Raw genomic sequence first — 10516 nt, 5'->3', positions numbered from 1 at the left:
GCACGTAGTCGAGCGACTTGGCCTGGGCGTCGCCATTGGCGTAGACCCAGCGGAAGAAGTCGCGGGCGTCCTTGTTGCCCTTCTTCGGCGCCTTGTACATCAGGATGAAGTTGGTGGCGGTGATCGGCCAGGAGTTCGCACCGGGCGCATTCGTCATGACCAGGTAGAAGTCCTTGGACTTGGCCCACTCGGCGCTGGCGGCGGCGGCGGCGAAGGTCTCGTCGCTGGGCTGCACGAAGTTGCCGGAGGCGTTCTTCAGGCTGGCGTAGGCCATCTTGTTCTGCAGCGCATACGACAGTTCGACGTAACCGATGCCGCCCTTGATCTGCTTCACGTAGGCGGCCACGCCTTCGTTGCCCTTGCCGCCCACGCCGGTCGGCCACTGCACGGTGGTGCCTTCGCCCACCTTGGTCTTCCACTCCGGGCTGACCTTGGACAGGTAGTTGACGAAGTTGAAGGTGGTGCCCGAGCCGTCCGAGCGACGGACCACGGTGATGCGCTGCGCCGGCAGGGTCAGGCCCGGGTTCAGGGCGGCGATGGCGGGGTCGTTCCAGGTCTTGATGGTGCCCAGGAAGATGTTGGCGAGCGTCGGGCCGTCCAGCTTCAGCTGGCCGGGCTTCAGGCCGGCGACGTTCAGCACCGGCACCACGCCGCCGATCACCGACGGGAACTGGGCCAGGCCGTACTTGGCCAGCTCTTCCGGCTTCAGCGGCGCGTCGGACGAACCGAAATCCACCGTGCCGGCCTTGATCTGCGCGATGCCGCCGCCCGAACCGATCGACTGGTAGTTCACGCGGTTGTTCGTGGCCTTGGCGTAGTCGGCGGACCACTTGGTCATCACCGGATACACGAACGACGCGCCAGCGCCGGTCACGTCGGCGGCGAACGCCTGCGCCGAGAAGGCCGAGGCGAGCGCGAGCAGCGCGACGCGGGATTTGATCGAGTTGAGCACGGAAATCTCCTGGGAGAAGGCAGGGTGGAAGGACGGGCATGCCCGTTGGGTGGCCATTCCACGACGTTTGTGTGACAGCCCGGTGTCGGCATTGCGACAGTCGCGTGACGCTGGGCGGCCTCCGCACCTCCAGGCCGGGATGGCATCGATGCGGGCAAGGGCCGAAGGTGGGGATGCGCCGGCGATGTCGATCCAATCTGCCTCTGAAGGCGCGATACATTTAGATGCATCGCCTTCGAGCCGGGATCACCTGGGGGCCACGGCGCCGCTGTCACACATCGGTCATGAAACTCACATGTGACTGCAAGATTTCACTCCCATCCTTTAGCGCATCTTTGACGGGCGCTTAATGATTTCCGAAGGTGATCTCGGAAACGAAGCGGGTCGCCCACGAAGCCTGCGCTTTCACTTCCCATTCCACTCGGAGAGTCACCATGCGTTATTCCCTCCTGGCCGCCGCGCTTGCCGTCGCCATGGGCAGCACCAGCTTCTCGGCGTCCGCCGCCGACTCCCGCGATCAGACGATCGCCGAACTGAAGGCGCAGCTGGAAGCGCTGTCGGCCAAGGTGGCCGAGCTGGAAGAGCGCACCGACGCGCAGTCCGACGTGAACCTGGACACGGCGGCGCAGCTCGACAAGATCACCACCGGCTCTCCGAAGATCGACACCAAGGGCGGCGTCAAGGTGACCTCGGCCGACGGCAAGTTCGAGGCCAGCATCGGCGGCCGCATCCACTTCGACACCTACGCGTTCGATCGCGACATCGCCAGCACCACCGGCACGACCGAATTCCGCCGCGCGCGCCTGACCCTGTCCGGCAAGGCCTACGGCTGGGAATACAAGATGGAGCAGGACTTCGGCGCCGGCACCAACCTCGACGGCCTGCGCGATGCCTACATCGCCAAGTCCGCGCTCGGCGGCAAGTTCACCATCGGCCACTTCAAGCCCTACCGTGCGATGGAGGAACTGACCAGCTCCAACGAACTGCTGACGATGGAGCGGCCGTTCTCTTCCGCCACCGGCCTGTTCTCCGGCCGCCAGTTCCAGCAGGGCGTCGGTTACCTGCGCGCCGGCGAGAACTACACCGCCGGGCTGAGCGTGTTCAACCTGCGCGGCGCGGCCGCCACGCGCAACGAAGGCACCGGTGCCGCCGGCCGCGTGACCTGGGCCCCGATCAACAACGACAACAACACCTTGCACTTCGGCGCCTGGTACAGCACCGAGAACAACAACCTCGGTTCGGCCGACCTGGTCGCCACCTCGAACTACGCCGGCCGTCGCGGTCCGTCGCAGGTGATCGCCACCACGACCGGCGCCAGCCGCAACACCGTCGACGTGATGGCGGTGGAAGCCGCCGGTTCGTTCGGCCCGGCCTTCTTCCAGGCCGAGTACGCCGATGCGACCTTCGGCCAGCCGCTGGGCCGCGACCAGGATGTGACCACGTACTACGTACAGGGCAGCTTMATGCTCAACGGCGGACACAAGCCGTACAAGGGCGCCACCGGCGTGTTCGGTTCGCCGAAGGTCGCCGACAAGGGTTTGTGGGAACTGACCGGCCGCTACGACTATGTCGAGAACGAAACGCTGAACCGCGAAGTCACCAGCTGGATCCTCGGCGTGAACTACTACGTCAATCCGAACCTGCGCTTCATGTTCAACTACACGCAGGGCGACAACGAAGTCACCGGCGACGAGACCGCCCAGTACGCGCTGCGCACGCAGTTCGCCTGGTAAGACCGTCGCGCGGCCATGTCCGCGACCGCGTGAACGCAGGGCCCGGGATCGTCTCCCGGGCCTTGTCGTTTCTGGAGCGGGGATGCCGGCGACCATGACCATTGGCAGGGGGCCGTCACGCACGGGGCGGCGACACTGGCGGTGGCACCCAGGCACGGCCGGGTCGCCGAGGGATGGGGATCCTTTTCGAACCAGGGGGCGTGGTGAAGCATTCGGCGAGTGTTCTTGGCGTGGCGTTGTGGGCGGGCCTGTCGATGGCAGGGGCGGCGCGGGCCGCCGAGCCCGTCGACCTGGACATGGTGGCGAAGATCCGCAGCGAGGCGCTCCATCGCTCCCAGGCGGCCGCGAACCTCAAGGAGCTGACCGAGACCATCGGTCCCCGCCTGACCAATTCGCCCAACTACACGGCGGCCAGCGCGTGGGCGCGCGGCAAGCTGTCCGGCTGGGGACTCGCGAACGTGCATGACGAGGTGTACGACCCGGCCTTCGGCCGAGGCTGGGCCTTCCGTGCGTCCCGCGTCGAAATGCTGTCGCCGCGCCAGTTGCCGGTCCATGCGCTGCCCAAGGCTTGGACACGCGGTACCGACGGACCGGTCGAAGGCGAGGTCGTGCTGGCGTCGTTCAAGACGCTGGAAGACATCGGGAAGCAGCGCGGCAAGCTGCGCGGCCGCATCGTGCTGGTCGATGAAGCGCGCGCCTACAAGCCGTCCGACAAGAACGACTTCCGTCGCTACAGCGAGGCCGAGCTGGGCGAGCTGCAGACGTTTCCCATGCCGGAAGACGCCGCGCCCGACGCCCAGCAGAAGCGCCTCGACGAATACCGCAAGCGTACTGCGCTGAGCAAGGCGCTGAACGAGTTCTTCGCCGAAGAGGGCGTGCTGGCCACGCTGTCGATCAGTTCGTGGGACAACGGCATCATCCGCGCGACCGGCGGTGGCGCACGCAAGGCCGGCGAACCGGTCGGCGTGACCGAGCTGGTGCTTCCCGCGGAGCACTACAACCCGCTGGTGCGTGCGGTGCAGGGCAAGCAACCGGTGCGCCTGCGCATCGACGTCGATTCTGCGTTCACCAGCGCAGAGGACCTGCCAGCCACCAACACCTTTGCCGAGATTCCCGGCAGCGGCAAGGCGGACGAGCTGGTCATCATCGGCGCACACCTGGATTCCTGGCACACGGGCACCGGCGCCAGCGACAACGGCGCGGGCGTGGTCGTGATGATGGAGGCCATGCGCATCCTCAAGACGGTCGGTGCGAAACCGCGGCGCACGATCCGGCTGGCGTTGTGGGGCGGTGAGGAGCAGGGCTTGAACGGCTCGGCCGGGTACGTGGCCAGGCATCTGGCGGACTATCCCGCACCGACCGATCCGGAACAGAAGGCACTGCCGCGCGCTTACCAGCGAGGTACCGGCCCGCTGCAGCGCCAGCGTGGTTACGATCGGTTCTCGACTTACTTCAACTTCGACAACGGCACCGGGCGCATCCGCGGCATCTATGCGCAGGAAAACCATGCGGCGGTGCCGATCTTCAAGGCCTGGCTGGAACCGTTCAACGATCTCGGCGCCACCATCGTCACCACGCGCAACACCGGCAGCACCGACCACATTTCGTTCGACCGCGTCGGTTTGCCGGGATTCCAGTTCGTCCAGGATCCGGCGGACTACTTCACCCACGTCCACCACACGCATCTCGACACGTACGATCACGTGGTGCCGGAAGACCTGAAACAGGCCGCGGCCATCATCGCCTCGTTCGCCTGGCACGCCGCGATGCGCGAAGAGCGCCTGCCCCGGAAGCCCTTCATCGAGCGCGACGCGCCGTAGCGTGCGCTGCGCGCACGAACGCGTGGAATCCGGCAATGCGATGTCGTGCGCATGGCGCACGCTACGTCAGGCGAGGGTCTTGTCCTTGAACCGGCAAAGATCGCGGATAACGCATTGCGGGCAGTCCGGCTTGCGGGCCTTGCACACGTAGCGTCCGTGCAGGATCAGCCGGCCCGCAACAGCCTGCGTGCGCCGTCTGCAACAGGGCCGCGCCGGCGGCAGGTGTTATTGCCGCATCAAGCGACAGTCTTGTCCTTGAACCGGCAAAGATCGCGGATAACGCATTGCGGGCAGTCCGGCTTGCGGGCCTTGCACACGTAGCGTCCGTGCAGGATCAGCCAATGGTGCGCATCCTGCGTGAACTCAGCCGGCACCACCTTCACCAGCCGGTCCTCCACCGCACGCACGTCCTTGCCTGGCGCCAGTCCCGTGCGGTTCGAGACGCGGAAGATATGGGTGTCCACGGCGATGGTGGGTTCGCCGAACGCGGTGTTCATCACCACGTTCGCGGTCTTGCGTCCTACGCCAGGCAGGGCTTCCAGTGCTGCTCGTGATCGCGGTACCTCACCGCCGTGGTCGTCGATCAGGATGCGGCAGGTGGCGATGACGTTTTTCGCCTTGGCATTGAACAGGCCGATGGTCGCTATGTATTTCTTCAGCCCGTCTTCGCCCAGGGCAAGGATCGCGGCCGGCGTGTTGGCGATGGAAAACAGCCGTCGCGTCGCCTTGTTCACGCCCACGTCCGTCGCCTGGGCGGATAGCGTCACCGCCACCAGCAGTTCGAACGGGGTGCTGTACTCCAGTTCCGTGGTCGGCTTCGGATTGAGTTCGYGAAGCCGTGAGAACAGCTCCACGACCTCGGCGCGGGTGAGCGTAGCGCTGCGCCGGGCTGCACGCGTCACGGCTTCATCCTTTCCGCCGCCTTCGCCTTCGCGCGGGCCAGGATCGCGGCGGCGCCTGAGGGCAGGGCAGGTCGCGCGACCTTGATGTCGCTGGCGACGTCGCTCACCTTCAATCGACGCGCCTCACGCTCCGCCGCGCGGCATGCCAGTCGCGCCTGACGTTGCCGGTAACGCGCCCTGGCGGCCCAGGCCGTCCGCAGGCGCTGCTGGGCCTGCAAGACAGCGGTGACTGCGTCGCCCGCGCAGTCGCACGGCTGGAACGCCATCAGGCCCCCCTCGATCGCGGCATCGACATCGTCGGCCGTGAGGTGCGCTCGCAGGATGCGCGCGTGATCGCAGCTGGGGCAGGCGATGGCCGGCACGCGTGATTCCCGCCTCAGCGACCGGTGAACGCAGGCTTGCGTCGTTCTATGAACGCACGCGTGCCTTCGCGCATGTCGTCGGTGGCGAACATCAGGCCGAACTGCGCGCTCTCGTACTGCAGGCCTTCCTCGATGCCGCATTCCCCGCCGATGTTGACGATGTCGAGCGTCGCCCGCAGCGCGAGCGGTGCGGAGGCGGCAAGCTGGGTCGCGATCTTCAGTGTCTCGGCGTCCAGTTCCGCGGCCGGCACCACGCGGGTGACGATACCCAACTGGAGCGCGCGCTCGGCCGTCACCGGCGCACCGAGCAGACACAATTCCAGCGTCGCCGAGCGCCCGGCCAGGCGCAGCAGCCGCTGGCTGCCGCCGAAGCCGGGGATCAGGCCCAGGTTGATTTCCGGTTGCCCCACCTTGGCGCTGTCCGCTGCGATGCGCAGGTGGCAGCCCATCGCCAGTTCGAGCCCGCCGCCGAGTGCGAAACCGTTGATCATGGCGATCACCGGCTTGGGCAAGGTTTCGATGGTGCGCATGAGTCGCTGGCCGCGCAGCGAGAAGTCGCGCCCGTCGGTCGCGCGCAGGTCGGCCATCTCCGCGATGTCCGCGCCCGCGACGAAGGCCTTGGGCCCCGCACCGGTGAGGACGACCACGCGGACGCCGGGATCGCGCGCGGCGTCGTCGAACGCGGCCTGCAGCGCGTCCAGCGTGGCCGCATTGAGGGCATTGAGTTTGTCGGGGCGATTGACGGTGAGGCGACGGACGCCGGCGTCATCGGCGACCAGGACAAGAGGTTCGGACATGGGTTTTTCGCGTCGATTTGTAAAATTTGGGTGAATTCGGAACTCCGCCCGCAGGGCCCGGTCTGAGCAGCCTGTCGTCAGTGGCGGTTAAGCGCCCCGGCGGCTATCCTAGCGCGTCCATTCCAGGCGGTATGCCGCCGTCGCCATATCGGAGAGTGTGTTGATGAAGTTGCGTTCGATTGCGGTCGCTGTTGCGGCATTCGCCATGGCCGGTAGCGCCCTGGCCCAGGACGTCTCGTCCGAGAAAGGCAAGCTGAGCTACTACTTCGGTTACGACTACGGCAACAACCTTGCCGAGCTGACCGCACGTGGCGAGCAGCTCGACATCAATTCCGTGGTAAAGGGCCTGCAGGACGCCTACGCCAAGAAGCAGCCGGCTCTGACCGCCGACCAGCTGAAGCCCGCGCTGGAAGCCTTCCAGAAGCGCGAGCAGTCGCGCGCCCAGCAGGCCAAGGCCGAGTACGACAAGGTCGCCGCCGAGAACAAGACGAAGAGCGACCAGTTCATCGGCACGTTCAAGGGCCAGGCGGGCGTGAAGACCCTGCCGAGCGGTGTCGCGTACAAGGTGCTGGAGAACGGCACCGGCGCCAAGCCGACCCAGGCGAGCACGGTTGAACTGCTGGTGTCCGGTCCGTATCCGTTCGGCCAGCGTCCGGCGGAAGCGCGTCCGGCGCAGCAGATGAAGGACCTGAAGGTCAGTGCGGTCGAGATGGCGGCGATGCGCGAAGCGCTGCTGCAGATGCCCGCCGGTTCCAAGTGGGAAGTCGCGCTGCCGCCGGACAAGGCGTATGGCGCGGACCCGCGCACGGGCTTCCCCCCGAACGTGGCCGTCGTGTTCGAAATCAAGCTGGTCAGCGTCAAGTAATTCCAGCAGTCGCTACACCCTCTGCGCCGGCCTAGTGCCGGCGCAGTGCGTTTCCGCGCTGGGCGACGCATCGCGTTACCCTCCGCAGGTGCCCGAAGACATGACTACCGCATTCCGCGCCGTGCTCAGCCCCTGCATCGGCGTCTGTACGCTGGACAATGACGGGCTGTGCGAAGGTTGCCTCCGCACCACGGCCGAGATCGCGCGCTGGTCGCAGATGAACGATGACGAACGCCTGCGTCTGATGGAACACGTGCTGCCCGCACGCGAGCAGGGTCGCGTGCCGCTCGAGCGTCGGCTGCGCGAGGGCGGCGATCTGCGCCGCGCACTGCATCCGCTGGGTGAGGTGCCCCGTGCAGCCGGCTGGAACCATGGCGAACTGATCGACCTGCTCCCCCCCGGGCCCCTGGCCGAAGCCGCGGTGCTGGCGGGCCTGGTGCCGCGAAAGGAGGGCACGCAGGTGGTGCTGACGCGCCGCACGGATGGCCTGCGCCATCACGGCGGACAGGTCAGTTTCCCCGGCGGACGCATCGAGCCGACGGATGCCGATGCCGTCGCTGCCGCGCTGCGCGAGAGCCACGAAGAGATCGCGCTGCCGTCATCGCTGGTCACGCCACTCGGCTTCCTCGATCCGTTCACCACGATCAGTGGATTCCGCGTGGTGCCGGTTGTCGCCCTGATCGATCCGGCCTTCGTGCCGGTGCCCGACCCCAATGAAGTGGCCGACGTGTTCGAGGTCCCGCTCGACTACCTGCTGTCGCCGGACAATCTGCGCCGTGTCGAGGTCGACTATCGCGGGCGCCGGCGGGTAGTGCTCGAATACGCATGGCCGGGACAGCGTATCTGGGGTGCGACGGCGGCCATCCTCTTCAACCTGCGGGAACGGCTGGAGCAGCTCGAATGAACTGGACTACCCTCGTCGACGCGTCTTCCCTGTCCGCCGTGCTCGGCGATCCGCGCTTGAAGCTGGTGGATGCGCGCTTCGTGATGCTCAACGCCGCGCCCGATGCGGGACGCGAGGCCTACCTCGTATCGCACTTGCCGGGTGCCGTCTACGCCCATCTCAATCACGATCTCTCCGACCTTTCTAAGACGGGAGAGGGACGGCATCCGCTGCCTGACAGCGATGCCTTCGCGCGCACGCTGGGGGCGTGGGGAATCGGACCCGGGCACCAGGTGGTGGTGTACGACGCGGGCGACGGCAGCATGGCCGCGGCACGCCTGTGGTGGCTGTTGAAGGTGATGGGGCATGAGCGCGTCGCCGTGCTCGACGGTGGCCTGGCTGCATGGCGTGCTTTCGGCGGCAAGGAGACGGCCGATAGCGCGCCGGTGGCATCGGAGGCGCCGTACCCGTCGCACTTCGACACGCGTCGGCTCGCCAGCGCGGAGGAAGTGACCTCGCGCCTGGGCGAAGCCAGCGGCTGGCTGTTCGACGCACGCGCGGCAGAACGCTTCCGTGGGGATGTCGAGCCGATCGATCCGGTCGCCGGGCACGTACCCGGCGCCCTCAATCGGCCGTTCGCACAGAACCTGCATGACGGCCGTTTCAGGCCTGCGGAAGCGCTGCGCACGGAGCTTGCTGCTTTACTGGGCACGCGCGCCGCCAGCGATAGCGTGCTGATGTGCGGCTCCGGCGTGACGGCCTGCCACCTGCTGCTCGCCTTCGAGCATGCCGGCCTGCATGGCGCCCGGATCTATCCCGGCTCGTGGAGTGGCTGGATCAGCGATCCGTCGCGTCCCGTCGCACGCGGCGACTGACGCGACCCCGCTTCACGTCACTTCTTCAGTTTTTCCACCAGCGCCTGCAGGGCTGCCTGCGTATCGGGCGCATGCCAGGCATCGACGAAGCGCTCCAACTGGATCAACGACGGATCGAGTGCCTCGACCAGATCGCGACGGGCGAGGGTGCGGGTCTGCAGCATCGGTTGATGCGGCAGCCGCAGCAATTGCTGCAGCCAGGCGATGGAACGCGCCGTGACGTTGTCCTGGTCGACGAGCTCATCGACCAGTCCGATCTCCAGCGCCCCCTCGGCCGGCACCATTTCGCCCGCGACCAGCAGCCGCTCCGCGCGGTAGGAACCGACCACGCGGCGCATCAGCCGCTGGATGCCTTCCGGCACCACCAGGCCCACCTGGGTTTCGTTGAGCCCGAGTGCGAACGGGCGCGCTGGATCCGCGCTGCGGGCCATCACCCGGTAGTCGCAGCACAGCGCCAGCACGCAGCCGCCTGCGGGTGCGTGCCCGGTGAGAGCAGCCACTACGGGGACACGTGACTCGGCCAGCGTGCGCGCTGCACCGAAGAAGGCTTGCCAGGCATCGAGCAGCGCATTGCGGTTGTCGCCAAGCGACAGCAGATAAGGGACGTCCATGCCGGCGGAGAAAATCTTCGGATTGCCCGCCAGCACGATGCCGCGCGCGCCGTGATCCAGAGCGGCGTTGAGCGCATCGATCAGCGCACGGCACAGCTCGGTGTTGAGGGCATTGACCGGTGCGCGCGCCAGTCGGATCTCGCGGATGTCGCCGTGGTCGATGGTCTCGATGAGTCCGGTCGTCATTCATCCTCTCCCTGAAGCCAGGCCGGTATCATAGGCGCATGAACCGTCGCGTCGAAATGTTATGCCTGTCCACCCTCATGCTGTCGTGCATGGCGACCGCCGATGCCGCGGAGTGCCTCCCAGTGGCCAAGGCGGCATGGGTGCGCCTGCCGCCGGCCGCGATGCCGATGATGGCCGGCTTCGTGCGCATCGAGAATCCGTGCAGGACGCCGGTCAGTATCGTCGGCGCGGAAAGCCTGGCTTTCCAGGATGTGTCCTTGCACGAAACGCGCGAAGAGAACGGCGTCAGCCGCATGCGCGAAGTGACCGCGCTACCCGTCGCTCCAGGCAAGGCCGTCGAGCTGAAGCCGGGCGGGTTGCACCTGATGCTGCATGGCGCCGACCAGTCGTTGGTGGCGGGCGAGAGGCCCGTGATCACGCTGAAGTTGGCCGATGGCCGTTCGCTGCCCGTGACCTTCGAGGTGCGCAAGTCGTCGCCCTGAGATCCGTCGGCTTGTTGTAGGAGCGACGTCAGTCGCGACCGTAGATCC

Annotated in this window: 11 protein-coding genes and 1 pseudogene; 6 read left to right on the top strand and 6 right to left on the bottom strand. The window is 66.9% G+C overall.

Annotated features, from left to right (window positions below):
• Positions 1–952 (bottom strand): phosphate ABC transporter substrate-binding protein PstS (gene pstS, locus AC04L7_RS05720; RefSeq protein ID WP_475512663.1); only part of this gene is annotated, 952 nt, incomplete at its 3' end.
• 434 nt (positions 953–1386) lie between these two features.
• Here pstS and AC04L7_RS05715 point away from each other — a divergent pair.
• Positions 1387–2685, top strand: a complete 1299-nt coding sequence (locus AC04L7_RS05715; protein ID WP_475512662.1) for an OprO/OprP family phosphate-selective porin — start codon at positions 1387–1389, stop codon at positions 2683–2685.
• Positions 2686–2939: 254 nt separating this feature from the next.
• Positions 2940–4505 carry a M28 family metallopeptidase gene (locus AC04L7_RS05710; RefSeq protein WP_436001053.1) on the top strand — a complete coding sequence of 522 codons (1566 nt, stop codon included), beginning with the start codon at positions 2940–2942 and terminating at the stop codon, positions 4503–4505.
• A 66-nt stretch (positions 4506–4571) separates the two neighbouring features.
• Here AC04L7_RS05710 and AC04L7_RS05705 read toward each other — a convergent pair.
• The 4 genes and pseudogenes from AC04L7_RS05705 to AC04L7_RS05690 form a co-directional block, all read right to left on the bottom strand.
• Positions 4572–4673: pseudogene (locus AC04L7_RS05705) on the bottom strand (endonuclease III); the annotation flags it as partial.
• A gap of 68 nt (positions 4674–4741) precedes the next feature.
• Positions 4742–5407 carry an endonuclease III gene (gene nth / locus AC04L7_RS05700; RefSeq protein ID WP_475512661.1) on the bottom strand — a complete coding sequence of 222 codons (666 nt, stop codon included), beginning with the start codon at positions 5405–5407 and terminating at the stop codon, positions 4742–4744.
• Positions 5404–5769 (bottom strand): hypothetical protein, encoded by a 366-nt coding sequence (locus AC04L7_RS05695; protein ID WP_299342850.1) that lies wholly within the window; start codon positions 5767–5769, stop codon positions 5404–5406. Before AC04L7_RS05695 ends, nth begins: the two co-directional genes overlap by 4 nt.
• A 14-nt stretch (positions 5770–5783) precedes the next feature.
• Positions 5784–6566, bottom strand: coding sequence for an enoyl-CoA hydratase/isomerase family protein (locus AC04L7_RS05690; RefSeq protein WP_435999649.1), 783 nt, complete (start codon positions 6564–6566; stop codon positions 5784–5786).
• Between the two features lie 163 nt (positions 6567–6729).
• Here AC04L7_RS05690 and AC04L7_RS05685 point away from each other — a divergent pair, with 163 nt between their 5' ends.
• The 3 genes from AC04L7_RS05685 (at position 6730) to AC04L7_RS05675 (ending at position 9189) form a co-directional block, all read left to right on the top strand.
• Positions 6730–7431 carry an FKBP-type peptidyl-prolyl cis-trans isomerase N-terminal domain-containing protein gene (locus AC04L7_RS05685; protein WP_299342852.1) on the top strand — a complete coding sequence of 234 codons (702 nt, stop codon included), beginning with the start codon at positions 6730–6732 and terminating at the stop codon, positions 7429–7431.
• A 100-nt stretch (positions 7432–7531) separates the two neighbouring features.
• Positions 7532–8335 (top strand): CoA pyrophosphatase, encoded by an 804-nt coding sequence (locus tag AC04L7_RS05680; RefSeq protein ID WP_435999647.1) that lies wholly within the window; start codon positions 7532–7534, stop codon positions 8333–8335.
• Positions 8332–9189 (top strand): sulfurtransferase, encoded by an 858-nt coding sequence (locus AC04L7_RS05675; RefSeq protein WP_435999645.1) that lies wholly within the window; start codon positions 8332–8334, stop codon positions 9187–9189. Before AC04L7_RS05680 ends, AC04L7_RS05675 begins: the two co-directional genes overlap by 4 nt.
• A 17-nt stretch (positions 9190–9206) precedes the next feature.
• Here AC04L7_RS05675 and AC04L7_RS05670 read toward each other — a convergent pair whose 3' ends face one another.
• Positions 9207–9986 (bottom strand): enoyl-CoA hydratase/isomerase family protein, encoded by a 780-nt coding sequence (locus AC04L7_RS05670; RefSeq protein WP_435999643.1) that lies wholly within the window; start codon positions 9984–9986, stop codon positions 9207–9209.
• 38 nt (positions 9987–10024) lie between these two features.
• On the opposite strand from AC04L7_RS05670, the gene AC04L7_RS05665 reads away from it, so the two are divergent.
• Complete coding sequence (locus AC04L7_RS05665; protein ID WP_435999641.1) at positions 10025–10468, top strand: copper chaperone PCu(A)C; 444 nt, start codon at positions 10025–10027, stop codon at positions 10466–10468.
• Positions 10469–10516 lie beyond the last annotated feature (48 nt).

It is taken from the genome of Pseudoxanthomonas sp. LjRoot204_2 (assembly GCF_056175765.1).
Note: the sequence above shows the minus strand (reverse complement) of the source record. Positions and strands in the feature narration are given on the sequence as shown.

Bases quoted from the DNA above. Each gene is read 5' to 3' on its own strand.
- AC04L7_RS05710 (WP_436001053.1), top strand. From the start codon at position 2,940: ATGGCAGGGGCGGCGCGGGCCGCCGAGCCCGTCGACCTGGACATGGTG.
- AC04L7_RS05690 (WP_435999649.1), bottom strand. From the start codon at position 6,566: ATGTCCGAACCTCTTGTCCTGGTCGCCGATGACGCCGGCGTCCGTCGC.
- AC04L7_RS05685 (WP_299342852.1), top strand. From the start codon at position 6,730: ATGAAGTTGCGTTCGATTGCGGTCGCTGTTGCGGCATTCGCCATGGCC.
- AC04L7_RS05680 (WP_435999647.1), top strand. From the start codon at position 7,532: ATGACTACCGCATTCCGCGCCGTGCTCAGCCCCTGCATCGGCGTCTGT.
- AC04L7_RS05675 (WP_435999645.1), top strand. From the start codon at position 8,332: ATGAACTGGACTACCCTCGTCGACGCGTCTTCCCTGTCCGCCGTGCTC.
- AC04L7_RS05670 (WP_435999643.1), bottom strand. From the start codon at position 9,986: ATGACGACCGGACTCATCGAGACCATCGACCACGGCGACATCCGCGAG.
- AC04L7_RS05665 (WP_435999641.1), top strand. From the start codon at position 10,025: ATGAACCGTCGCGTCGAAATGTTATGCCTGTCCACCCTCATGCTGTCG.